Genomic DNA, 25,214 nt, shown 5'->3' with positions numbered 1-25,214 from the left:
GCTCCCTCGCTCCCCTCTTTCCCTAGCCCCTAGCCCCTAGCCCCTTCTCATACGTGCTCGTCGAGCATTGCTGCTAACTTTTGCTTAGTAATAGCTCCCTCATAGACTGCAACCACCTCAGAGCCTTTAAAGAGCCTAAGAGCTGGCACTCCTTCAACCTTGTACTGCTTAACGGCAATGGGATTGGGGTCTATTTCCATCTTAACGACCTTGAGGCGATCGCTATACTCCGACGCTACCCACTCCACAGCAGGTGCAACCAACTTGCAAGGGCCGCACCAAGCAGCCCAAAAATATGCTAGAACAGGTTGCTCTGCTTTCAAAACTTCAGTTTCAAATTGCTCGTCGCTAATGACTAAAACGCTGCTGCTCATGGCTCTCCAATCTGACAGTACCGCTGGAAACACACTGATCTCGGACTGTATATTATATCACTTATGTCTCGATTCCCCAGTTTTTCCCGCCAATCCATAGTCAGCAGCAAAACTTAACACAAACTGAAGTAAACCCCAACGTTAACGAGATCCCCGCCTCTGATAGACTTTAACACTGGGAGTGCTAGAGAATACAGGCACGGACGACTTAATTGGGAGGATATACTTCGTGGATAATGTAATCGGTTTAGAGATTATTGAGGTAGTTGAGCTGGCTGCGATCGCGTCATCTCGCTTGATGGGTAAAGGCGACAAGAATGAAGCCGACCAAGTAGCGGTGACAGCCATGCGCGATCGCATGAACAAAATTCATATGCGCGGCCGCATCGTCATCGGCGAAGGCGAACGCGACGATGCTCCCATGCTTTATATCGGCGAACAAGTCGGCATTTGCACCCAGGAAAATGCCAAAGATTTTTGTAACCCCGATGAACTGATGGAAATTGACATCGCCGTTGACCCCTGCGAAGGCACTAACCTAGTGGCCTACGGTCAAAACGGGTCAATGGCAGTGCTGGCAATCTCCGAAAAAGGTGGTTTGTTTGCAGCGCCAGATTTCTACATGAAAAAGCTAGCAGCTCCAGCAGTTGCCCGCAATCATGTAGATATTAATAAGTCAGCTACCGAAAACCTGAAAATTATTTCAGATTGCATGAATCGCGCCATCTCCGACTTGGTGGTGGTGGTAATGGATCGCCCTCGGCACAAAGACTTAATCAATGAAATTCGCGAAGCAGGTGCAAGAGTGCGCTTGATCAGCGACGGCGACGTTTCTGCCGCAATTTCTTGTGCATTTTCCGGTACAAACATCCACGCACTGATGGGAATCGGTGCTGCACCTGAAGGCGTGATCTCAGCAGCGGCGATGCGCTGTTTGGGCGGTCACTTCCAAGGTCAGCTTATCTACGATCCAGACGTTGTAAAAACTGGCTTGATCGGTGAAAGTAAAGAGGGTAATCTTAAGCGGCTGAAAGAAATGGGTATCACAGACCCAGACAAGGTTTACAATGCCGAAGAGTTAGCATCTGGCGAAACAGTCTTGTTTGCAGCCTGCGGCATCACTCCTGGTACACTGATGGAAGGTGTACGCTTCTTTGCAGGCGGCGCACGCACCCAAAGCTTGGTAATTTCTTCTCAGTCAAAAACAGCTCGGTTTGTGGATACAATCCATATGTTTGATGAACCGAAGGCACTGCAATTGAAGTAATTGTTAGTTGTTAGTTGTCAGTTGTTAGTGGTTAATTGTTAATGGTTAGTTGTTAATAGTTGGTTGTTGATGTTTAGTTGTTGGTTGTTAGTTGTTGATGGTACGCTAGTAGTTGTTGGCTATTGCTGACCATCAATAATTAACAGTTAGCAATCATCAATAATTATTAATCAACAACATTCATCAATAATTAGCAGTCAACTAACAACCACGACTAACGACTAACAACTAACAACTAACAACCAACCATTAACAAATTAGCAATTAACCATTAGCAATTAACCATTAGCAAATGAATATTGCAGTCATAGGTCTTAGCCATAAAACAGCGCCAGTAGAAGTTCGGGAAAAACTGAGCATTCCTGAAACAAAAATAGAAAGCGCGATCGCACAACTTTGCGGTTATCCTCATGTTGAAGAAGTTGCCATTCTCAGCACTTGCAATCGGTTAGAGATTTATATAGTCACCAGCGACACAGAACCGGGAATTAGAGAAGTTACTCAATTTCTATCTGAGTCGAGCAAATTGCCTCTGGTTTCTTTACGACCTCACTTGTTCATGTTGCTGCACGAAGATGCAGTTATGCACTTGATGCGAGTTGCCGCAGGACTCGATAGTTTAGTGCTGGGAGAAGGGCAAATTTTAGCTCAGGTGAAACAAACTCATAAACTCGCACAGCAGTATAAAGGAATTGGTCGCATTCTAGAACGTTTGTTCAAGCAGGCGCTCACAGCAGGAAAGCGAGTTCGCACAGAAACTAGCATTGGTACTGGTGCTGTTTCTATTAGTTCTGCGGCGGCGGAACTAGCTCAAATGAAGGGCCAAAATTTAGCATCAAGTAAGATAGCGATTCTCGGTGCTGGCAAAATGTCCCGGCTTTTGGTGCAGCATTTGCTCTCAAAAGGTGCTAGCGAAATTTCGATTATCAACCGTTCTGTGCGGCGCTCGGAAGAGTTGGCGAGTCAATTTAAAGAAGCACCATTGCACCTTTATCCGCTGTCGGAAATGATGCAAGTTATTGCTGCGTCGGATTTGGTTTTTACCAGTACGGCCTCAACAGACCCGCTGTTAAATAAAGCTAAATTGGAAGCAGTTTTAGGTCTGAGTCAGTCTTTAATGTTGGTGGATATTTCTGTTCCGCGTAATGTTGATGCTGATGTTAATGACTTGCCGAACGTGAGAGCTTTTAATGTAGATGACCTGAAAGCTGTTGTAGCTCAAAATCATGAAACTCGCCGCAAGATGGCTCAGGAAGCTGAGGGTTTATTAGAAGAGGAAATAGCAGCGTTTGATGTCTGGTGGCGGAGTTTGGAGACGGTTCCAACTATTAGCTGCTTGCGGGATAAGATTGAATCGATTCGCGAACAAGAGTTAGAAAAGGCTTTATCTCGTTTGGGTTCTGAGTTTGCAGAAAAACATCAAGAAGTGATTGAGGCTTTGACTAGGGGGATTGTAAATAAGATTTTACACGATCCGATGGTGCAGTTGCGAGCACAGCAAGATATTGAGGTGCGCCGCCAAGCGATGCAGACTTTGCAAACGCTTTTCAATCTTGATGTGGGTAAGCAGTTCAGTTGAATTTAGGGTGGGCGCTTTTGCGCCCACTTTACTGTTGTATGTTTTAATCCCTGATAGGGATTTAGGTTAATTGTAACGATAACTACTGAAAGGTTCTATTCCAAATAGAGCTATGTTTCAATCCCTGATAGGGATTTAGGTTAATTGTAACCCTCGGACTGGACTAATTTTTATCGGGATACGGGTTTCAATCCCTGATAGGGATTTAGGTTAATTGTAACTGAAAGTAATGTTACTCGGCAGTTAGTTATTAGTTGGGGGTTAGTTTCAATCCCTGATAGGGATTTAGGTTAATTGTAACAGAAGATTTACAAGAAGCCCAAAAAACGCTTCTTTCTGGTTTCAATCCCTGATAGGGATTTAGGTTAATTGTAACGCGCGATCGCAGCATTGCTTCAGGCAGGGTTTCTTTTTCCCGTTTCAATCCCTGATAGGGATTTAGGTTAATTGTAACTTTTAAATGAAGAAGGGGAACCCGTCAAGGGTGCTGTTTCAATCCCTGATAGGGATTTAGGTTAATTGTAACGAAACTTGGATTGGCTATCAGTAAAGTAAGCGCTACGAGTTTCAATCCCTGATAGGGATTTAGGTTAATTGTAACGGTTTGTGTCTTGGTTTATCTTTCTTTTCTGTCTTTAAGTTTCAATCCCTGATAGGGATTTAGGTTAATTGTAACGCAAAATCTTTATTTTGCGTCGTGATGGCTACATGACCTGTTTCAATCCCTGATAGGGATTTAGGTTAATTGTAACGTAGAGGAAATTTACCAAGTAGAAGTCGATATGTTTCAATCCCTGATAGGGATTTAGGTTAATTGTAACGTACGCACCTACTCAAGATTGGATGGGGGAAGAGGAGTTAGAGTTTCAATCCCTGATAGGGATTTAGGTTAATTGTAACATTGATTGCCTAATAAAATGCCATTCATCGCGCAAGTTTCAATCCCTGATAGGGATTTAGGTTAATTGTAACAATGGGATAACCTTTCTTCCCCAATCAGCCTCAAGTTTCAATCCCTGATAGGGATTTAGGTTAATTGTAACGTTACCTTGGCTTTTCCTAAAGAAGATGGATATCATGTTTCAATCCCTGATAGGGATTTAGGTTAATTGTAACACTTATTCTTCAGGTGGGTATGCTCCCCCTGCAACGTTTCAATCCCTGATAGGGATTTAGGTTAATTGTAACGCTAGATATTTTCCTCAAAATGAGGGCAAATCCAACAGCAGGGTTTCAATCCCTGATAGGGATTTAGGTTAATTGTAACCGCTTGGTGTTGAAACCCTTACTATATTTAGTTTTCAAGGTACAGTTGCGCGTGACATTTCTAAAAGTACCATTCCAGACCTCAGCTTGTCAATAGGCAAATTACAAATTTTCCCTCAAACCCTTTAACATCAAGCATTTCCAAACTTGCGGGAATCAAAATTCACGCCAACAACCCTCAAATCCTTACCCATCAAGGCATCCAGCCGAAAAAAATCCAACCCTGATTTTTACACCCACCCTCTCCCGCAAAAAAGTCCGATCGCATTGCTAATTACCAATCGCCAACCAATCAGCAATTGTAGCAACCGCCACAACGGTTAGGACACTCGCTCATGGCCCAAACTATTGACTCTCTTCCCCTCTTCCTCTCTTCCCCTAGCCCCTAGCCCCTAGCCCCTAACCGCTGAAAGCGGTTGCTGTAGCAATCAACCAAACTAAGGCAAAGGTGCAACATCATCCCCAGGCGCGATCGCACCTGCCTCTGGCTTAGCTTGCTGTTCGAGTAACAGCCGTTGTTTTTCCCGAAACTCCGCCGCCGCATCATTTAAATTCTGCTGCTGTTCCGAGCTAAACTCATCCATATTACGGAGAGTGCCTAACCTGGATCTGTGAATTAAATCAAAAATTCCCATTCCATTGCCACGCCCGGAAAAAGGATCTGTACTATCCTGAGTTTGAAAGTCTTGTAGCGGTTGAGCGCTATTTTGAGCACCGCTATTTTGAGCATGACTTGGCTGAGGTAGAAAAACAACAGCCACTCCGATTGCACTCACGGCAGCCACGATCGCGCTGATACCAGACTTAGAGGTTTTGATTTGCATAATTTTCCGCTAAACGCTCCCTTAATCATGGTATCAAACTAATAATTTATTTGCTCTCGATTCACTGTCCATTTAAGATCGGGCGATTGAAATCGCGGCTACACGAACAAAGTCCGCCTACGCGGACTAAAGAAAATGGAATCTTCAACCCGCGCAGGCGGGTTTTGTGTGTGTAGACGCGGTTTCAACCGCCCAGTTTCTTAAGTTGACACTAAAAAGTAAACGTAGTTCTCACCACACCAATCAGCAAATCAGAATTGTCGTTATTATGATCGGGGGCCGTCAGCCAAATAATACCGGGCGTAATCGAGATATTATCATTCAGCTTAAACTGATAGAAAGCTTCAACGTGCAAGGAAGTATCTTTATCCTCCGGTAAATCATCACTAGAAGTGCTTGTTACCTTCGGTTCCATCCCCACCAGAATACCCGCCAAATTGCCTTCTTTCAACAAATCTGGGAAAGCCAAAGTTACTGCCCAATTCCAGATTTTCATATCTCCCCTGTCAATTCTCCCTCCCAATGTCGAGAGGGTGCGTTGTGCAGTGTAGCCTACCCAACCGCCGAGAGCAAATCGAGGGCTAATTTGCAAGGATGCTTCTATCCCATAGGAGTTATTAGAAACAGGAAGCCCTTCCTCGCTATCAATGCCAAAATAATCGAGTCGGCTAGGAAAATTAGCCGCATTACTGCCAGTACCAGTGGTTACTCCGTAGGAATTGATATAAGTTAGACCGAGGGCAAAGCGATCGCTAGGGGTAAAAGTTAATTGAGCGATCGCACCGTAAGGGCCATTAAACAAACCCGCACCCTGCTGTGGGCTAGCGGGATCGGAAGCTAAATATCCGAAACTGAATTCTAAGCGATCGCCAAACTGATGTCTAATCCCAATACCTGCGCCCCCAACTTGATAATAAATCGGATTGCGCGTCCCAAAGTTAGAAAGCGCCCCAGTAGCACCATCCCCATCAAAGAAAGGATTAACTGTATTGGTAAAATCATCAGGAGCTCCAGCATTTGCCTCTAGGAAAACTGTGGTACTATTCCCAATCGGGAAAGCATAAAGCAAAGCATCTAAAGCTACCGTATTACTAGCTTCCCCAAAAGGCCCCGCATTAAACCTCAATTCCCCTTCTGGTGTAAAGGTAGAATTAGTCGAGAAAGAACCAAAATTTGTCACTTGCAGCCTAGTTCTGAGCAAATCTTCACCGCTGAAGCTAGTATCAAAATTGAGCCGTACCCTACTCCCCAAAATAGTAGAACTATCTATTTCCCTACCATTAGCATCATCTCCCGCCGCAATTCCAGCTAACCCAAAAATAACTTCCCCATTAAGTTTAGTTGTAGTGGAAAATTGATTTGCCTCTAATTCTGCCGTGCGAGCTTCCAAGGCATCCACGCGCCCCCGCAAAGTAGCAAGTTCAGCCGCAAATTCTTCCTGCAATCTTTGCAAGGCGAGTAAATCTTCTCTACTGGCTAAATTACCTGTACCACCAGCAATTAACTCATTAACGCGCTCTAAACAGGCATTTAAACCTGCTGCAAATTCGTAGCGAGTCATCGCCCGGTTGCCCCGATAAGTGCCATCGGGATACCCAGCAATGCAGCCATAGCGCTCTACGAGCGATTGTAAGGCTTGAAAAGCCCAGTCTGTAGGCTGAACGTCGGAAAGTTGAGAAACCGATGTTACTTGGCCAGCAGGCTCGTTATTAGTATTATTTTCAGAGCTGTATTCGTTGACTTGTTCTAAAACTGTTGAATTTGTCGCGGGTTCGGGATTTGGGATTTGTGATAGCAACAAGGGGGTGGAGATTTCCGCCGACAGGCTATCGGCTGGAATTTTCTGCGCTTGCGGCTGTGGTGCGATCGCAGTTTTTACAGATGCAGTTATTGCTATTTGTTGCTGATTGGTATTTTCTAGAGCAAGATGAGCTTGAGGTGCGATCGCTAACTCTCCCCTCAATTCCCCTGTACCCAAAACTCCATCTACTTTATCGAAGTCAGTTTTAGCATTAAACTGTGCGATCGCTTGCCCATCCTGAGCCTGAGTTATAGATCCAATTTTTACATCCGACTCTGCTAGCGCCGCCGCAGACACAGCCAAACTTGCTCCCAATACTGCTGGGCTTACCAGCAAAGCTTTCCACAAAATTTTCGACATTTTTACCTCACACCTATTTAAGCCAAAACAGCTAAAGTTTCTCAAATAATCTACCTAAAGAAACCCCTTGTCAAGAATAAGATTCATTCTTATTTTCGGAGAGCAGTCCCAATCTCAGTAAAATTTACTTCAGTGATAGGATGGCTATTTTTGGATGTTACAAATATCAGACTTTAAATACATAAAATAAGTTATTTGTCAATATCTAAAAGCCAAAAATTTAAAATAGGTATCAAGTGGGGAATTTCAGTGAAGTCTGCTGTGGAACTAAAATATGCCCTCGTTCACGAATGGTTAACCCCAAAAGCAACTGGCGGTTCCGAACTCGTTGTCGAAGAAATTCTCAAACACATCAACGCTGATGTTTATGCACTAATTGACTTTGAATCGAGCAATCCTGAAAGTTATCTTTACAAGCGGGCGATCGGCAAAACATTTTTACAGCACCTTCCTTTTGCCCGCAACGGCGTACAAAAATATCTACCTCTATTGCCCCTAGCAATTGAACAGTTAGATTTACGCGAGTATGACATCATTCTCTCCTCTTCCCACGCCGTTGCTAAAGGCGTGCTGACAAGTCCCCAGCAACTCCACCTTTGCTACTGCCATACCCCCATGCGCTACGCCTGGGACTTAACCTTTGATTACCTTCGCAGTAGCAAAGCCGGACAAGGAATTCAGGGCTTACTAACCAGGTATTTGCTCCACAGAATTCGCCAGTGGGACGTAATTTCTGCCAATCGAGTAGATTACTTCATCGCCAACTCCCAACACACCGCACGACGCATCTGGCGGTGTTATCGGCGACCCGCAGAAGTGATTTACCCCCCAGTAAATATCGATCGCTTTCGCTTTGAACCAAAGAAACAAGATTTTTACCTGACAGTTTGCCGTTTAGTCAGTTACAAGAGAATATCCATAGTTGTCAAAGCCTTCAATCAACTCGGACTTCCCCTAGTAGTAATTGGCACCGGCCCTGAGTTAAACTTGCTCCAGCAAATAGCTCAACCCAACGTGCAAATCCTTGGTTGGCAGTCCCCAGAAGTAGTTGAGAAATATATGGCCGAGGCAAAAGCCTTCGTCTATGCAGCCTGCGAAGATTTCGGCATCGCCTTAGTCGAGGCCCAAGCTTGCGGGACACCAGCGATCGCTTATGGAGGCGGGGGTGCATTAGAAACAGTAATTGATATTCGGCAACACCCAGAATCTGGAACAGGATTATTTTTCCCATCCCAGACAGAAGGGGCCTTAATCGAAGCAGTAAAGGCCTTCGAGGCCATGAGTGGGGCTTTTAACCCAGAAATGGGGCGATCGCAAGCCGCTCAGTTCCACCCAAAAATTTTTCAGGAACGCTACCTAACTTTTTTGGAACGCTGCTGGCAAGAATTTCAACCTGTAAAATTTTAAGGGAAAATAGGCATCAACATCAATGGTAGAAAGGGATTTCGGGATTTCATAGCCCTCAGCAAGGGAGGGCCCACTAGGGGAAAACTACCACTTTTTACCGATTCGTTGTGATTGATTTCTACTACCTTGCGTCTTGAGGCTTTATGATCATGACTGTGTGTGGTGTGAATTGAAGGAGTAAGATGACTGCCGACAGCCAACTCATCTCCGGCAAGGTAATTCGAGCGATCGCTCGACGCGGTTTTCAGCCTGTCCTGCCTAGAGACGGACGCATAGGCCTGTCTGTACAGAGCCTAGACGGAGAGTTTTTCAAGCGCTGCTTCGATATCCTGTTTTCCCTATCAGTTCTGATACTGTTTGCCCCGGTTTACCTGCTTTTGGTTCTACTAATTGCTCTAAGCTCGCCAGGGCCAGTTTTTTATGTACAAGAAAGAGTCGGTAAAAACCGCCAGCTCTTTAACTGTCTTAAATTCAGAACAATGGTGGAAAATGCGGATGAAATATTAGTGGAGATTATGGAAACATCCCCCCATCTCCGCCAAGAATTTCAGGACAATTTCAAGCTGAAACAAGACCCTCGAATTACATGGATTGGGAGATTTTTACGAGTTACCAGTTTAGATGAATTCCCTCAGTTTTGGAACGTTTTAAAAGGAGATATGAGTGTCGTCGGGCCTAGACCATTAGTTGTTGAGGAACTGCCGAGATACGGCCGCCACATCAACAAAATCTTAACCATCAGACCTGGAATTACAGGACTGTGGCAAGTATCCGGGCGCAATGACATCCCCTATCCCCGCCGAGTCCAAATCGACCTTTACTATGTAAACGCCAAAAATCTTTGGATAGATCTCTGGATCGTCGTCAAAACTATTGGCGTAGTGATTTTCCCCAAAAATAACGGGGCTTACTAAAACCAGCTATCAGCATTCAGCTACTATCTATCAGCTATTAGTTCTTAACTTTTTGTCAGGGTCAATTAGCCAATAGATACTAGGTGAATGCTGCTCGGTAGGTTGGCGTATATAAACTCAACATCTTATTAGGGTGGGCAATGCTCACCCTAAAATTTAATTATGACTTCCTCCAATTTTTACAAAATTTAATTAAGTTAAATTAACTTTCGCTGCCTTTTAATAGATTTTTTGTATTCGGACACCTCTTAAATCCTCATAGTTATTGCAGTAGTCGCATAGCAAGCCATGTCAAATAGACGTTATAGGGGGGTAAAAATGAGCAAATCGCCCAAATCGTCCACTTATCAGAATTTGTGCCAAAGGCAACAACATATCTTCGCTTCAGCACAAGTAGCTAACGAATACCTCTCCTCTGGCTACCGCCAGCAAGCAAGGCGATCGCTTGCTCTTAAAATTGACCAAATGCCACAAAAACACTACACGCCCACTGAAATATCGCCTCCAACCAATACTACTGCCCCTGAACCGAATGCGATCGCCCTGCCGGACAATTGGGCGCAACCCGATTTCAAATTTGGGGATACGGTGAAAACCAACGACGAATCTTATATCGTTATGGGCCTAGTAATGGACACAGACTGGGACATTTGGAAATACCTGTGTCGCAGCCGTGATAACACAGAGCGATTCTTCTGGGAATACCAACTCAGAGTTGCTTAAACTTCCAGCACAAAATATTAAGCCTTTGTTGAGCGACGGCGATCGCAAAACTAGGAGCCGTCCTCAACAACAAACTACGATTGGCTGTAAACCAGACTCAGCAATGATGCAATTTACAGGCTTAAAACAAAAGCCACAAGCAATCCAGACAGCAGTCCAAGAACTAAGAGGGAAAATCAGAACAGAAGTTTTGAGCGAAACCCGCGAACAAACACCCAATCAAACAATCGCGCCACTAGCCAATAGTCATCTTTGACAATCTCAAGCCCTGCTGAAAGTTCAATATCGAACCTAACAATTGCATCAAATTTCCTCGTAGGAGGTGAGAAAAAATGGCAGCCAAACTCTCAACTAAGCCCAACTCCCAAAGACAATTTTCTGCCCCAAAACGTACTTGGTCTGTCCTAACAGCCACAGATCCCAAGCACGTCAAAAAACTAGAACACATTCAGGAAACCCTCGATGCTGCCATAGAAGCAATCCAAGAAGAAGGTGGCATTGAGGACTGGGAAGAGTTCAAAAACTTCGTTGAATCCTTCAACAAACGACCCGACAGAATCAATGAATCTGGCAAGCAGAAAGCTAGTGTCAGCATGGATTTAGTTACTGAAGGAAAAGAAGGTGAAGTGTCTGGCTTTGTTTTCTATTTAACTAAAGACCCCAGCCAGAGAACCAGCGGTGTCTATTTAGTAAAAAATCTGAAACAGGCTGACGTTGAAACCAAAGACAATAACAATTACTATACTCCATCCCAAATTATGGGCTTAATCGGGCTGGATGCCAGTGATGAATTAGAGGAGGACAGCATTTCCGAAGAATTTGATAAGGATCAGAAATTCCTCAAAAAGTTCAGCCTACAACTAACAGTATCGACGCAGAGGAAGGCGAACCAGAGGATCTTCTTAGCAAAATGGTAGCTCAAACAAAAGTACAACAACAGCGAGAAACTGTGGCAGATTGCTTAGTCAATTATGCTTTTGCTACGGGGCAATCTCCCCAATCGGGTATTGCTTTTGATGGTGGCGGTAGCTTGAATGTAACTGCTGAAAACAACGAAGTTAAAGTTGTCGTAAAAGGCAGCGATAATACCGAAATTTTTTCGGGAACCAAGAATGGCGATCGCTGGAAATTTGAGCCGGATCGGGACAAGCTAACTCCCGAAGAAAGAGAAGCCATTTTCAAATTGCCTCAGTCGGAAGCAGAGTATAACAAGCTAGCAACTGCCCAAGCTTTAGTTGAAAAGTTTCAAGACACCTTCCCCAAACGCTTCAGCGGGGAAAAAGATCCAGTGTTTCCTTGGAGAGAATCGCGTCACGAAGACGGCACTCCAGGAGCAGTCAAATACGAATTTGAAATACTGGATCTGCCGGACGGGTCAAAACAACTAATCGGAACTGACCCCCGCCAAGGTGATGCACAAGTGTTCGATGCCGTTCTGGTCAAAGGAAAGCCACCAGACGTTCGACAGTGCCACATTACTGTTGAAGAAATGGAGGCTGTAGTCGGCTCCCCAGAGCCACAAAAAACCCAATCTAGAGATTCTCAAGCATCTAAAGACTACAACTATACCTCGCCAGAACGCAAAGAACAATCGCGAGAAAACAGCAACGAATTGCAAGCTTAAACCACTTTGAGGACAAATCCCATGCAAAACGATTACTTACACAACAACTACCGCTCTCATGGCGATCGCACCAGCGTTGCTAACCAAAGCATTATCCACAAACGCCGCAGCAATTTTAGCAAATTCATGCGTAAATTCAAACTCAATAACGCCGATTTAGCCTTCATTGCAATTTGCCTAATTGCAGCCATTTATCTAACTCTTGTCCAACCCTTATTTGTCAGCGTATTTAGCTGTGCATCTCTAGTGTTCTTCGGACTATGGCAAATTGCCCGCAGCATTCCCATCCTCGAAAAACTGCTAGGCAGCAAAATTCGCTTCTGGCATTTAGCCGTTGCTGTCATCACAGTAACAATGTTCCTGAATAACTTTCAAACCCCAGCCCAAGCCATTTTTCTAAGCGGTCTCCAAGCATTTATGACCAATCTCGCAACCGAAGCTGGAGCCGCCGGAGGCGGAACAGCCATTGACGAATCAACCATCGCTTTAATTTTCAATGCCATTCGAGGCGTATTTCTCTTATTAGTAGCCGCCGCAGCTTTATTCGCTTACAACCAAGCGCAGCAAGGCAACGATTGGCGGCCAATTGTCACCCAAATTGCCCTCGCCTTCGGCATTGTGATTGCCATAGACGTTGTTACCTTCTTATTCGTCGGCGACGGTAGCGGTACAACAGCTCGTTTTGCCCCCAACCTGCCACCGCTGGGAGTAATTACAACTTTGACCTTTTAGAACTAAAAAAAAGGGCGTTGCTGAATCAGGGTATGAATTCTACTTAGACAGAAACGCTCTCCTCGCAGAGATTAAGAGCTTGAAATATCGAGTGCATCAAATTTCATACTTCAATTCAGCAACGCCCAAAAAAGGAGTCACTAATGGCTTTACGAGATCCCGAAAAAGACTTTATCAGAGTCAATAAAATCCTGGGCAAACAAGCAAGTATCGGGTTCATCCCTGCCAATCAAATTCTACCTTGGTGCTTCTTAACCGCCATTGCCTACACCTTAACAATGGGTCTATTTAGCCTGGGATTGGGTTGGTTCTTCACTGTCTCGCTTTGGCTAATTGTAAGCTGGTGGCTCCTCACAGGAAATCAACCCCACCTCTTTACTGACAAATTCCGCAAGCCCCCCGGAGATGAATGGTGTAGCGGCGACAGCTTCTATATTTCTCCCATCTCTTCCCTGCGCCCTCCTAGCATCCAAGGCAAACCTTACGATTCGCAAATCCGCATCAAATTGAAACCCAAAATTGTACCCAATCAATATGGGGGAAGGAGCAAATTTATGCCTTTCCAAAATGAAATTAACCTCTGTTGTTTGGTGGAAATTGAAAAAGATGGCAGACAAGTGTCTGGGATGCTTCTCAATAACGGGACTAGCTACCAACTGGTATTTGGATTCCGCCTCCGAGGACTTCACAACCTACTATTCAGGAACGAAGTATCAGCATTTGCAGCTTCTCTTGAAGAAGGAATGAAAGACATCCCACCCAGTGAAAAAATCACTTTCTGCACCGGTTGTTACAGTAGCGATGCTGCTCGGCAAAAAGAATTAGAACAACTAGCTGACACCGCTGAACTCCAACCCGTATCTGTACTGCTCCGAAACGAACAGTACCGCCTCCGCCAACAAACTCATCAAGGTACCAGGCAGGTATGGGAGCAAATTGCTTTCTGTACTTGGACAGCCGATAACGAAGGCGAAACCATCTCCAGAGATTTCATTGGCAAAGCCATTGATGGAGTCAAAAAATTGTGCGATTCCATTGTGGAAACCATTGCAGGCAACACCCGAATTTACAGAGAGCAATTTTACACCAAGCTGCTCCTCAACTCTTTTGAACAAGGATTCCTCCGCTGGGAAATTCTCCTGAACACCAAAATGGGGCTAGAAATCAGTCCCATGAATTCCTCAGAACTTTGGGAGTGGCTGTGGCTGCGATTTAACAGCAGTAAACCACCGCAAATCCCTCAAATTGTTAAACTTGAAGAAACCCATTCTGGCTATCAACTCAGCGAAATTAAGACAACTGACAAACACATTTGTACAGTTTTAATTGAAGGAACGAATGGCGTATCCTCCTGCCCGGAACACCGCAAGACCAACAACCGCGTCTATCTCACCGGCAAGGGAAAAGAATGCGCTGTCCTGACAATGTATGACGCGCCCGCAGGCTGGATTAATACCCGCCAGCAATTGAAATGGATTTGGGAGGTGATGTCCTCAAGCTACGTCCGCGATACAGAAGCTTGGATAGAAATTAGCGCCGGAAATTCCCTCGTAATTAATGATAACTTAGCCCGACAAGCTAAAGGAGCAAAAGCCGCTAGTAGCAGAGCGATAACTAAAGGGCAAGGGCGCGATATTGGCGCTGAAATTAAACAGGAGGAATCTTTCGATGCCCAGCGCCGACTTTACCAAGGAGCCGTACCTCTAAATGCAGCCGTTGCCTTTTTAGTGTACAGAAACACAGCGGAAGAATTGAGTCAAGCCTGCAACGTACTCTCTAATAGTTTTGGAACTGCGAAAGTCATTCGCGAGCGGAACGTTGCCTGGGATATTTGGCTGCAATGCCTGCCGATTACTTGGAAATGGTTGCTGCATAGCGGTTCATTTTTGAGCGAACGCCGCCTCACCCTCGACACTGAAACTGCCGCTGGAATTCTGCCGCTAACAGTTCCCCGCGACTTGGATAAAAAAGGAGTTGAATTTATCACCCATCGAGGCGGAAAGCCAATTTTTATCGACTTGTTCTACAACCAAATTAGCCGCGCTTTAATTACTGGCGAATCAGGTTCAGGCAAGAGCGTTTTGGGTTGGCGTTTTACTCTTGAAGCCTTAGCTAATAACATCCCTGTGGTCGGGATGGACATCAGCAGCGGTGGTAACAGTACCTTCAAAACCGCCATCGAACTTTTGGGCGACCAAGGCGCATATTACGACATCAGCCAAGGGTCTAGCAATTTAGTAGAACCGCCCGATCTCCGCAAGTTCGATAAAGCTGAAAGAGAGCGAAGAATGGAATCTTGGAAAGAATTTATCCGCAAAGCTGTGGTGGCGATCGCCATGGGCAAAATTCACAATCCCCACCTAGCCCAGCGGGTCGATTCAATTATCCTGCGAATGCTCGATATGTACCTCAGAGATCCCGAAATCATCGCTCGCTACAACAAGGCATTTGAAAGAGGGTGGCGATCTCCCGAATGGCAGCAAATGCCAACTCTCCAAGATTTGCTGAGGTTTTGCAGCAAAGAAAGGCTCAATCTTAAGTCCTTTGAAGAACTAGACAGACTAGCCATCAATCAAATCCTCAGCCAAGGAAATGCTTTGCTAACATCCCGCTTGGGAAAAGCGATCGGTCAGCCCAGCACATTTTCCCCAGAGCCGGCTGTTAAATTCTTCGCCCTATCGGGACTTTCTAACGAACAAGATGCCTATTTAATGGCAATTAACGCCCATGCTGCTTGCATCCCCAACGCTCTTTCTCACCCCAAAAGCTTATTTATTGGAGATGAATTGAGCGTCCTACTCAAAAAAGATGGTTTTGCATCAGTTGTCGGCGAACTCTGCGCCACTGGTAGAAAAGATGGCATAGCTGTCTTGCTATTAAGCCAAGATTTTGATGCCATCTGCGAATGTTCCGCAGGAGCACAAATTCTGCAAAATATGGTCTACCGAATTACCGGCAGAATCACCAATTCTGGAGTAGCAGCCGCTCACAAATATTTAGGGTACGACCCGCAAATTATCAGTTCCAATGCCACAGAATCTTTTCTACCCAGAGCTGCTGACCTCTACTCCTGCTGGCTAATTGAGAAAGGAGGAAGATTTTGGCGATCGCGATTCTACCCCGGAGAGATGATGTTGGCATCAATTGCTAACAATCAAAATGAAAAAGAAGCCCGCGATCGCATCATGGCTCAATATCCTCCTACCCTCAAAGGCCAGCTTCAAGGGCTAAAGCATTTCACCCAAGAATACATTGCAGCGGTGAAAGAAGGAAAAGGCTTCGATCGCATTGGTCAAAATTTAGAAATTGCCACCATAGCTGCCAATGCTCAGCCAAAAGTAGCATCCGACGTTCACAGCAACAAGTCTCAAATTTTTGCAAAAATACCAAAATAATTCCCATGAAATATCAACTTCAATTAATGCAGCAACCTGCTACAAAACTAGCAGCATTTTCCCTGTTAGTCAGCGTGGAATTAATCGTTCAACTCAGGCCAAGTTTAGCTCAAACAACTCCTCCTTTCGTACCCGGTACACAAGAAGCAACTGTAAAAACTCCAGCCCAAAACATTTCCCTGCCAAGTACACAAGAAATGACCGTGAAACCTCCAACCCCAACTGCGGGAAGTTTCTTAGCACCCATTCAAGATGTTTTCAAACAAGTCAACGATTTTATCGGCGACATCCAAGGTTTCGTGCAAAACGAGCTATTTGGCTCCTTAAACGAACTCCTTTCCTCCTCTCTCGGAGCTATCCAAATTCCCGATCTGAGCCAAGTTAGCAGCCAAATTATTAAAGCTCCAACATCCCAGACGGAAGGAACAAAACTGTCAGATTTACTCGAAACTAAGTCGAGTAAATTAGACGGCAAAGGTTCATATAACATTATGTCTGACTTAGATGCTCAAGCTCAGCGCAGCGCCGCTATCGGCATAGCTGACGGAGCAACCCTCAGCAAAGAAGCTCAAGAAAACAGCTTCCAAGTGTTAGAAGCCACTCGCCAAGATACCGAACAAAACATCCAATTGGGCGAAGAATCGCAGAGCCTCGACGTTACTCAACAAATTCTCCAAAACCTCTCGCAACAGACCGCATTGAGCGCACAAGTCCAGATGCGAAATTTACAGGAAGCTCAGCAAGCTCGCACAGATCGAGCCATTAATAACGTGCTGCTATCGCAAGCTGCTAAGGAAATATCCGCGTTCAACACGGGAGAGCGCCGAGGCAGCACTGCGTCTGGAAACCAAGCCAGCTATCAGGCGGGAATGCTGATGCTCCCCGGCGGTGGCTATTTGGGAAAACCGAATGACAGCAGCACAACCCCGATTTCAACTAACAGATTTGTCGCTCCCAATTAATGCTTCAAGCAGTTAACTTAAATCCGCGATAATCTGCCTAGTTTGTGTACTGAATAACCGCCTTATCAAATACAAAATTGAAGTTTTTTCCGAGGTGAAAATGAAAGACTTTTTAGCACAAATTACACCACCGACGAGTGGTGCAGAAGGGTCATCCTTGGACATCGTTAGCGAGTCAATTAACCTGGCTAAGACTACCTCAGAATCTTGGGACAAAGTTTGGATTAGCACGATTGACCCGATCGCTTCTGGGCTGTGGGTTGGTCTAGTATCACTCGGCATCACCCTAGCAGCCGTCAGCATCCTGTTCTTAACTCTAAGCAGCGGGAAAGACATTATCGAAAAGCAGTCATGGTCAGAACTGGCAGCACTGTTCGTCTGGCCGCTCGTCATCATGCTGTTCCTCGGCGCTAACGGCAAATTGCTAGCCAATACCGTCATTTTTACCAGGAGCTTTGCTTACAGGCAAGTTCAGAGTGTCCTAGAAGCGCAACTAGGAGAAATGACATTTAGGGACGCGATCGCCAACGTCACTATCAGTAACATCGGCCGCCAACAACTCGAAAATCTCTACGGTGAATATCGTCCGATTCATTCTTTATAGCATCCAGTGGGCGTTTGTCAACATTCTTGAAGCAGCCCTTTTACTAACAGCACTCTTTTCCCCAATCGCCATGGGGCTGTCGCTACTTCCCTTGCAGGGCAGGCCTATTTGGGCTTGGGCAACTGGATTTCTAAGCTTATTTGGTGTCCAACTTGGATACAACATCGTTGTCGGGCTAGCAGCCACCGTGCTAGTCAATTCTGGAGCCGAATTAGCCAGCGATGTCGCCTTCCTGTTTTTCATCAGCATTTTCGCACCCGGCTTAGCCCTATTAATCGCCGGCGGCGGCGGAATTGCCCTATACAACGGCATTGCTAGCAATGCTAAACAACTCGTCGATGTTTTGAGCAACGCCATAGGAGCAGCCGCTAATTTGGCGATGAACAAAGGATTTAAGTAATGTCACTAATTACCAAAAGATTTTATGAAGTTACAAAGATTTTCACAAACTGCATTGTTGCCAGAAGCTAAAAATCTACTGGCATTGTGCTTCCTCATCCTAACTGGAGTAAATATCCTCGCCCTAATTCTGCACCTCTTCGTCGCATACCGAATCAACTCGGTAGCTGCTATGAAGACAACGCAAGTCCAGCTAATCAACGGTCAAACTTACTACGTAGCGGACAGTTTTAATGGCAACAACTCCTCTAATGAAGCCAATAACTTTTCCCACAGTTCTAACAGTTTTCAGGCAGCTAACGCTCCTAATGGCGCTGGCAGCAATGGTAAAAAGACGTTCGGCGAGCGCTCAGTCGAGCCGTTGAGCCGTGAGGAGGAAAGAGAATTAGCCGGACATGACGGAGAAGCCGATGAATTATTGACCTCTGAATACAGAATTAAACAGGACAACGAAGGAGCAGAAACTCATCCTGTTTCTGAGAAGCCCGAAGTTCGGACGTTTTCAGTATTAATGGGTACTGGTACGAGCGCTGGGCCCAATTAGCTTCTCTGGGGCAAAGCAGAGGTCAAGAAATTAAAGAGCTAAATGGTCAAGGTATTGCTGCCAGTTCCGCAACTTTTCCGAACGCGATCGCGCCGGGGATGACAGCGGCAAATTACCCTACCGTGCGGTCAGTAATGCCAGTACCGACACCGCCCCCTAGCACAGTAGCAATTGCACCAGTTCCATTGCCCCAACAGCAATCAGTGCCGCCGATTTCTCAAAACCCGCAGCCAGTGCTAGTCAGTTCGCCAAAAAGCCCACAATCGGCTGCACCAATGCAAGAGATACCAGCGATCGCCATTGGAGTTACTGACCCCGCTGCAAACGCCAATAGAATGACCCCTGGAGAGGCTGGAATCCTCAACCGCACGACCGCCGAAAACAGCACAACAATGAAAGAGATAGCCATCGGCTCATCCGCTAAAGCCATAGTAATCGTACCGATGATTTGGGACGAAGCAGGTCAAAGCCCGACAGCCGGAAGGTTTGCCGTCCAATTGACCGAGGACATAATGGCAACTGACGGGGCGATGGCCTTACCATCTGGCACCGTCTTAATCACTCAAGTAGAAAATGTCACGCGCGGAAATCGACTGGTTTCTCAAAGCGTAGTAGCGCTTGTTTACCCCGATGCTGCTGGCCGCATCCAACAAGTACCCATTCCACCCGGAAACTTAATTGTTCGCGGAACCGATAACCAACCTCTCATTGCTGACAGTTTATTTGACAGAGGTTCTGAAATAGCCAAGGCTGATATTTTAGTAGGAATTCTTGGCAGCTTGGGGCGGGTAGGAGAAATAATCAATCGACCAGCCCAAGAAACTTTCAGCCAGCAAAGCGGCTTTTTGGGCAGTACGGCTGTTAAAACCACAACCTCGCCTAAACCTAACATCCTAGCCGCCGCTTTAGAGGGATTCTTTACACCTACTGCCCAACGGCTGCGAGAAAGATCGGATCGCAACGCCCAAGAACTTTTAAAGCAAGGAAACGTAGCGATCGTACCAGAAGGAACTCAAGTTTCAGTATTTGTCAATGCCTTTGTCACAGTGCAGAGATAACGGAGGTAAAATAACCATGAACAAACTCACTAGAAAAATTCGTTTGGCTTTACTTTCTCCTGCCTTAATAATTGCCACTGTATTCAGTACAGTTAATATTGGGCAAGCTCAAACATCGGCGCTAAGAATTGTCGGAAGAGATGCAGCAATCAATACAACTACCAACCTTCAAGTATGGTCTGGTCGTTCCAGCGTTATTGACTTTAGCCAGACTGGTGAAGTCATTATTTACATCCGGTTAGCAGATCCTTCCAGGGCCGTCTTTAACACTGATGCTGAATTAAAAACTAACCAAGCTAGAACCATATTTGTCCAACCGATTCAACCCTTACAATTCCCTGGCGCTACAACAGCCAACATTACTAACCTGTTCGTTAAAACTCGCTCTCCAGAAGGAATTGAGCGCCTTTATACCTTTAATGTCGTTCACCAGAATGGGCAACCTACTAATAATGGCATTGCCATCTCTACGATAGTGCCTGGGCAGGAACCCAGCGTAACTTTAGCAGACAATAGAACGGCGGCGCTCAGTGACATCGAACGGGGATTAGACATTGCCATCCTTCGAGGTTACACGCCTCCCAATGACCCCGTTGTTTTCAAAGTTCGAGAATTCATCGCTCTAGCTCGAAATGGCACAGCTATTGCTAAAGCTGCTGAGAGAACTAATCTATCAATGTCAGTTGTTATTTCACTAGGGCAGCTAGGGTTGAGCCGCGAACCTTTGTATGAAATTCCAAAAACGCCATCTCAAAAGCTCCCCCTTTAACTCGAACTCCAGGAAATCAAACCCGTTTACTCAACCAAAAATTCTAACTTCGTATCGAGAACGTTAGCTGTCATCGGTAACGTCTTCATGTGTAGAAACTGGTAATGGCTGCCCCAGAGACAACAAAGTGCTTTGCGGTAACTTATTTTCTATCTGCCTTAACTTCGATAACTTTGGTCATAGGAGCAGACTACACCTTTCACGAGCAACAGTGAGATATTCACCTGAGATATCAATTCCAATCGATCTGCGTCCTAGTTGAAATGCAACCTGATTTGTTGTACCTGTGCCTGCAAACGGGTCGAGAACAATACCAGCTTGCGGACAGGTAGCCAGAATGGGAATTTTACATAAGTCTTCGGGATAGGGTGAAAAGTGAAGGGTACGCTTCTGGGTATCCTCCGGCAAGATATCCCAAACGTCACTGGGTTTACTACCATTTGGGTGATATTTGAGAAAATAAAAACCGCGTTCAATAAGTTCGCGCGCTCGCCCCGAAACCCTTGCTGAGTCAGAGTGTGTTGTTCGTTGCTGACCGCGAATAATCATACGAAAGTCAGAGATTTTACCGATGCGTACTTCCTCCAAGACGAACTCAAGAGCTTTCAGAGCATTTATACGTTCAGAATCACTAAGTGCTGTGGACAATTCAATTTGTCGGCGGTAGCGCACGCCAGAAACACCCGTTGCAGAGACTACAGAACCATTGACAACTTTTGCTTGTCCTGGTTTTGAGCGAATTGCATCAACATCATAAAAATATCTATCTGCTTTGACAAAATGGAAAACGTGTTCGTAAATATTTCGGAGTTTGTCTTTTGCATTGTCAGGGTTGCCTTTTACTTTATTCCAAATCACACTATTGCGGAGAATCCAATTCTGTTGATCTATCATTGCAAGTGCAACTCGCCAAGGGAGACCTACCATTGATTTCTGCTGGTAAGCATCTCCAATATTCAGCCAAAAAGAACCTGTTGGCTTAATAATGCGCTTTACTTCATCAAATATTTCTAGTAAATTCTTAACGTACTCTTGCCACTTATCTTCAAGCCCTATTCCCCCATTGATGTAAACTCTATGCCCCCAATAAGGGGGAGATGTTATTACACAATCAATGGAATTAGGAGGGAACTGTTTTAAAAGTGCATAAGTCTCACCTTGTAAAAACAAAGGCTCACGTTCCAATGAAATCAGGTAGTCTTTTACTCTACCTATGCTTCTCAGAATTTCGCTTTCCTCACTTATTGAAATATCGGATAGCTTCATTATTTTAACCCAATCCCTACTTGACCTCGATTTAAGGGCATTATTACCAGCGATATTGATGAGATTTGATAACCTGATTCAATCCAGTTTACACCTACACAGGTTCCTTCTGTTCTACCTGGTAGGTTATTTCTGCCTTGCTAGAATAGCAACTTGGTTATTTTACTCTAAGTTTGACCTCAGTTTCTACTTTCCTATCTCAAATTAATCGGTCATTCTTTAGGAACTATCTCATTGAAGCTATAGCTATAAAAGGGGTCCAGCCACTTAAAGGCTCCCGATGTTCTTGGCTTGCGTATGAACTCATTCGGTAATGTCCGATTAATTTTTGATTAACTTCCGCGCCTACCGTCGCGGAGCGGCTAAAAAAGTCAGCTACTGAAACCACTTTCCGCAGAGAGTGCTAATTGTGCTGACTGAACGCTCACCCGCCAATATCCCGTTCGCATTGGCGGCAGTCCGTGTGAGCGATCGCACTATAGCGTGAAAACACAACTTTTCGCTCTCCTGAAACAGAGCGAACTCCTCGTACAGTCGGTGTAATCCCCTGAACTAATTCTCAAATCAGGTGTATTTCTCCTCAGTTAATCATCCAAAAGGATGAAGTTAATTATCCGTTTTTTCAGCCAATGTAGCCATGCTGCACCATGTTGTCAACTGTTGCAATCTAAAAAAGGTTAGCAATGCTTACCTCGAAAATTTGATCGGGAGTTTTCTGTTAATATGACTATCCAAACTATCAACGATGTACTATTTCCCCCTTTCCTTTTTACCACTCTCTTTTGCTTAACCTCAGTATTCCTGCACAAACCTGAAGCAGCCCAAGAAGAACTCACAGACAATCAAACCCAAGTAAATGTGGCAACAGCCGCAACACTATCCGGTGATAACGATAGCGAGGTAAATGGAGCAACAATTGAAATTGACAAACCAGCCAGCACCCATCGCGCTAGCCATCAGAACACAGGCAAAAGAACACCAAACAAACCAGCAAAACCAATTGATTTTGCCTCAGCAAGCACAACCTCAGTTCCTGCCGTTAATACTTCACTGATTTCACTGAGGCAAGCTCGCAAAATTGCTAGCGCCATCAAAGCTGCTGCACCAGAACTGGGGTTCAAGCAAAAAGTTAACGGTTCTGATTCCTCTGTTGAATGGTTGCAGGCTCAAATCAAAAATCGGCTAGAAAATTATCCCCTAATTGTGATGCCTATCATCCTCAAGCTTGCTCCCAAAGCAGTGATTGCAGATACCCTACCATTTGCTACTTCCGAACTCGGTGAAAGTGCGCGTTCAGTGTCCTAACAGCGAACGAAAAGTTTTTCAACCAACCAGCGTACTCGTTACCCTCCGAAAATTATAACAATGCCCAAGCCTTACGAAGCCTTGGGCATTTCTTTTGACCAGAATGAGCGATTTTCCAATAAAACCCTAATTTTTTATTAAGGAGGGACGAAACTAGCAAAACAACTTGCAAGGTAAATCAAAAAATAGTATAATCAAATTATTACAAGCGCCACTTCTATTTGAGGCTACTGTCATGGCGGCAATTAAACCTGTTACCTTCAGAGACATAATAGACGCGATCGCCACCTTGCCCATTATCAACTTTCCTGATAATTTAAGTCAGTTGAGTGGCAATAAAAGCTCATCTAAATGCAATAAAAGGCGCGGGCTGCGGCTGAGGAGGCACAGCGCTATAAAGCATCCCCTCAAGCAGTAACAGCTTTTCGACAGACTTGACAATACGTCCCTTTCGTCCAACAATAGGGGTGCTTTCATTTTGGAGGGCAAAGCCTGTGAAAGTTCAAGGTAACGGGCGTGCTAAGATTTTGACACCTGCTGAAATAACTCGGCTGTTTGACCGAGGGTTTCTTACAGCTAGGGATAGGCTTTTGTTTGCTGTGACTTTTTATTGTGCCTGTCGTATTTCTGAGGCGTTAGCTTTAACAACTCAGGATATTATTGGTGGTATAGTGACGCTGCGGAAAGCGACAACGAAGGGTAAGTCAGCAACGCGAACGCTGCCGCTACATCCGATGTTGGCTAAGTATTTAAAGGCTTACAATCCCGATGTGGGTTTTTTGTTTCCGGGGCGAGAGGGTACGAAGCCTTTGACGCGCTCTCAGGCAGATTTGATTTTTAAAGATGCTTGTAAGCGGGTAAGAATTAAGGGGGCTTCCACTCATTCGATGAGGCGGACGGCACTGACGAATTTGAGCAATGCTGGGGTGCCATTGCGGGTGATTATGGAGATATCAGGACATAAAAATTTGTCCTCTCTTCAGCGCTATTTGGAGGTGCAGCCCGAACAGCTCGTTAAGGCTATCGGCCTTTTGAAGTGAGACGATCGCTTTATGGTAGCTTGAACATTTGACCGCAGTCCCTACCCACAATCAAATATTATTTTTCCAATCCTGGCTAACATTTCATAGGTTTGAAAACCTAGGAGCAACTGATGGTAACTATTCACAGGTCAGGGCGTACAACAGCAGAACTCACCTGCGAGGGTGAAAAACCCCCAAATAGGTTGGGGTCAGATAACCTTGCCAGCGATAGCTGCGACAGTCAAGGGGGAACTTCTAACTCTGAACTTCCCGACACCCCCATTGAAACCGCAAGCACTAAGGATATGGGAACTGGAGTTACTCGGTTACTCAAGGCCAACCAGAACACAAACAGCTCTCCTCAATTCCAACAGCCACAGCCGGAAAACGATGCGAACAGTTCTGTCACTTTGCCTGAGCCAGAACTATTCTTTCAAGCCGTAGGATTAGTGCGTGGGCAATACCTCCCCAGTGCTGGGACTCCTGGACAGGGGATTCTGCTGCTAAATGACAATTTAATGACACCCACCAATTTATTAGCCTCTGCTGCCTACACGATAGATAAACATTCCGAACTGCTGGGGTCATCTCAAGTTTGGATTGTCTATCCACGCCCCATGCAAGAGTCTCCCAAACTCCACTTTGCCATCCGAGGAGTCAGAAATCCGCTCCCAGGGGAAGATGCAGAGGTTATTGAGCAAAGCGTAGATGGTTTTACAATCCGAGGAATAGTCTGTTACCACAAGGTCGATTCGGATGAGTTCGTTGTCAGAGTTTACCGAAATTTCCGACCCTGGCATGAACTGGATGGGACTAAATATAAACCTTACTCCTTCACCATTGCTGGAATGCTGCCCACCTCAAGTTCTGCCTATGGACAGTTTTGGAATTTGAAGGTCAAAAGAGTCTCTGACCAATTAGTTTTAGAAGAGGCTACGTTTGTTGCTCAAGTCTTGCCCCCGAAGGAGCCAAAGAAAAAACGCTCCAAGCATCGTCAAAAGCGTTAGTGTCTGAGCCTG

23 protein-coding genes and 1 CRISPR repeat array are annotated in these 25,214 nt (G+C 45.3%); of the genes, 19 read left to right on the top strand and 4 right to left on the bottom strand.

Going from position 1 to position 25,214, the window contains the following annotated elements; all coding sequences use genetic code 11:
- Positions 1-47: 47 nt before the first annotated feature.
- Positions 48-374, bottom strand: coding sequence for a thioredoxin family protein (locus OSCI_RS14025; protein WP_007355649.1), 327 nt, complete (start codon positions 372-374; stop codon positions 48-50).
- A 229-nt stretch (positions 375-603) separates the two neighbouring features.
- On the opposite strand from OSCI_RS14025, the gene glpX reads away from it, so the two are divergent.
- Together glpX and OSCI_RS14015 are read left to right on the top strand one after the other, a co-directional pair.
- Positions 604-1,641, top strand: coding sequence for a class II fructose-bisphosphatase (glpX, locus tag OSCI_RS14020; protein ID WP_007355648.1), 1,038 nt, complete (start codon positions 604-606; stop codon positions 1,639-1,641).
- A 292-nt stretch (positions 1,642-1,933) separates the two neighbouring features.
- Entirely contained in the window at positions 1,934-3,220 is a 1,287-nt protein-coding gene (locus OSCI_RS14015) for a glutamyl-tRNA reductase (RefSeq protein ID WP_007355647.1), read from the top strand.
- 40 nt (positions 3,221-3,260) lie between these two features.
- Positions 3,261-4,487: direct repeats of the CRISPR family, unit length 37 nt; unit sequence GTTTCAATCCCTGATAGGGATTTAGGTTAATTGTAAC.
- A 436-nt stretch (positions 4,488-4,923) separates the two neighbouring features.
- On the opposite strand, the gene OSCI_RS14010 is transcribed toward OSCI_RS14015, so the two are convergent.
- Positions 4,924-5,310 carry a hypothetical protein gene (locus OSCI_RS14010; protein WP_007355645.1) on the bottom strand — a complete coding sequence of 129 codons (387 nt, stop codon included), beginning with the start codon at positions 5,308-5,310 and terminating at the stop codon, positions 4,924-4,926.
- Between the two features lie 211 nt (positions 5,311-5,521).
- Positions 5,522-7,471 (bottom strand): iron uptake porin, encoded by a 1,950-nt coding sequence (locus tag OSCI_RS14005; protein WP_007355644.1) that lies wholly within the window; start codon positions 7,469-7,471, stop codon positions 5,522-5,524.
- 249 nt (positions 7,472-7,720) lie between these two features.
- On the opposite strand from OSCI_RS14005, the gene OSCI_RS14000 reads away from it, so the two are divergent.
- The 14 genes from OSCI_RS14000 to OSCI_RS13945 all read left to right on the top strand — a co-directional run bounded on the left by OSCI_RS14000 (position 7,721) and on the right by OSCI_RS13945 (position 20,602).
- On the top strand, positions 7,721-8,878 hold the full coding sequence (locus tag OSCI_RS14000; protein ID WP_007355643.1) for a glycosyltransferase: 1,158 nt from the start codon (positions 7,721-7,723) through the stop codon (positions 8,876-8,878).
- Positions 8,879-9,060: 182 nt separating this feature from the next.
- Positions 9,061-9,792: a sugar transferase gene (locus OSCI_RS13995; protein ID WP_007355642.1), complete on the top strand. Its 732-nt coding sequence runs from the start codon at positions 9,061-9,063 to the stop codon at positions 9,790-9,792.
- 318 nt (positions 9,793-10,110) lie between these two features.
- The gene (locus tag OSCI_RS13990; protein WP_007355641.1) at positions 10,111-10,515 is read left to right on the top strand and encodes a hypothetical protein; all 405 of its coding nucleotides are present in this window, start codon (positions 10,111-10,113) and stop codon (positions 10,513-10,515) included.
- Positions 10,508-10,771 carry a hypothetical protein gene (locus OSCI_RS13985; protein WP_007355640.1) on the top strand — a complete coding sequence of 88 codons (264 nt, stop codon included), beginning with the start codon at positions 10,508-10,510 and terminating at the stop codon, positions 10,769-10,771. Before OSCI_RS13990 ends, OSCI_RS13985 begins: the two co-directional genes overlap by 8 nt.
- 76 nt (positions 10,772-10,847) lie before the next feature.
- Positions 10,848-11,432 (top strand): hypothetical protein, encoded by a 585-nt coding sequence (locus OSCI_RS31535; RefSeq protein WP_007355639.1) that lies wholly within the window; start codon positions 10,848-10,850, stop codon positions 11,430-11,432.
- Positions 11,426-12,139, top strand: coding sequence for a hypothetical protein (locus tag OSCI_RS31530; RefSeq protein ID WP_007355638.1), 714 nt, complete (start codon positions 11,426-11,428; stop codon positions 12,137-12,139). The genes OSCI_RS31535 and OSCI_RS31530 overlap by 7 nt, the downstream gene beginning before the upstream one ends.
- A gap of 21 nt (positions 12,140-12,160) precedes the next feature.
- Positions 12,161-12,871, top strand: a complete 711-nt coding sequence (locus tag OSCI_RS13975) for a hypothetical protein (RefSeq protein ID WP_007355637.1) — start codon at positions 12,161-12,163, stop codon at positions 12,869-12,871.
- Between the two features lie 143 nt (positions 12,872-13,014).
- Positions 13,015-16,266 (top strand): hypothetical protein, encoded by a 3,252-nt coding sequence (locus OSCI_RS13970; protein ID WP_007355636.1) that lies wholly within the window; start codon positions 13,015-13,017, stop codon positions 16,264-16,266.
- 5 nt (positions 16,267-16,271) lie between these two features.
- A complete protein-coding gene (locus OSCI_RS13965; RefSeq protein WP_007355635.1) occupies positions 16,272-17,228 on the top strand; it encodes a hypothetical protein in 957 nt (318 codons plus the stop codon).
- Positions 17,229-17,328: 100 nt separating this feature from the next.
- Positions 17,329-17,832 carry a hypothetical protein gene (locus tag OSCI_RS31525; RefSeq protein ID WP_007355634.1) on the top strand — a complete coding sequence of 168 codons (504 nt, stop codon included), beginning with the start codon at positions 17,329-17,331 and terminating at the stop codon, positions 17,830-17,832.
- A 70-nt stretch (positions 17,833-17,902) separates the two neighbouring features.
- Complete coding sequence (locus OSCI_RS31520; RefSeq protein ID WP_007355633.1) at positions 17,903-18,232, top strand: hypothetical protein; 330 nt, start codon at positions 17,903-17,905, stop codon at positions 18,230-18,232.
- Between the two features lie 24 nt (positions 18,233-18,256).
- Positions 18,257-18,775: a hypothetical protein gene (locus tag OSCI_RS31515; RefSeq protein WP_007355632.1), complete on the top strand. Its 519-nt coding sequence runs from the start codon at positions 18,257-18,259 to the stop codon at positions 18,773-18,775.
- 98 nt (positions 18,776-18,873) lie between these two features.
- Positions 18,874-19,833 carry a TrbI/VirB10 family protein gene (locus tag OSCI_RS13950; RefSeq protein ID WP_007355631.1) on the top strand — a complete coding sequence of 320 codons (960 nt, stop codon included), beginning with the start codon at positions 18,874-18,876 and terminating at the stop codon, positions 19,831-19,833.
- A 16-nt stretch (positions 19,834-19,849) separates the two neighbouring features.
- Complete coding sequence (locus tag OSCI_RS13945; protein WP_007355630.1) at positions 19,850-20,602, top strand: hypothetical protein; 753 nt, start codon at positions 19,850-19,852, stop codon at positions 20,600-20,602.
- A gap of 177 nt (positions 20,603-20,779) precedes the next feature.
- On the opposite strand, the gene OSCI_RS13940 is transcribed toward OSCI_RS13945, so the two are convergent.
- A complete protein-coding gene (locus OSCI_RS13940; protein ID WP_007355629.1) occupies positions 20,780-21,868 on the bottom strand; it encodes a DNA-methyltransferase in 1,089 nt (362 codons plus the stop codon).
- 723 nt (positions 21,869-22,591) lie between these two features.
- On the opposite strand from OSCI_RS13940, the gene OSCI_RS13935 reads away from it, so the two are divergent.
- The 3 genes from OSCI_RS13935 (at position 22,592) to OSCI_RS13920 (ending at position 25,202) form a co-directional block, all read left to right on the top strand.
- On the top strand, positions 22,592-23,173 hold the full coding sequence (locus OSCI_RS13935; protein WP_007355627.1) for a hypothetical protein: 582 nt from the start codon (positions 22,592-22,594) through the stop codon (positions 23,171-23,173).
- A 494-nt stretch (positions 23,174-23,667) separates the two neighbouring features.
- Positions 23,668-24,213 carry a tyrosine-type recombinase/integrase gene (locus OSCI_RS13925; RefSeq protein ID WP_007355626.1) on the top strand — a complete coding sequence of 182 codons (546 nt, stop codon included), beginning with the start codon at positions 23,668-23,670 and terminating at the stop codon, positions 24,211-24,213.
- Positions 24,214-24,326: 113 nt separating this feature from the next.
- Positions 24,327-25,202 (top strand): hypothetical protein, encoded by an 876-nt coding sequence (locus OSCI_RS13920; protein WP_007355625.1) that lies wholly within the window; start codon positions 24,327-24,329, stop codon positions 25,200-25,202.
- The last annotated feature ends 12 nt before the right edge of the window (positions 25,203-25,214 follow it).

Source organism: Kamptonema sp. PCC 6506, from assembly GCF_000180455.1.
Classification (GTDB): Bacteria; Cyanobacteriota; Cyanobacteriia; order Cyanobacteriales; family Microcoleaceae; genus Kamptonema; species Kamptonema formosum.
The sequence above is the reverse complement of the archived record's forward strand: the minus strand, read 5'-3'. Positions and strand labels throughout refer to the sequence as shown.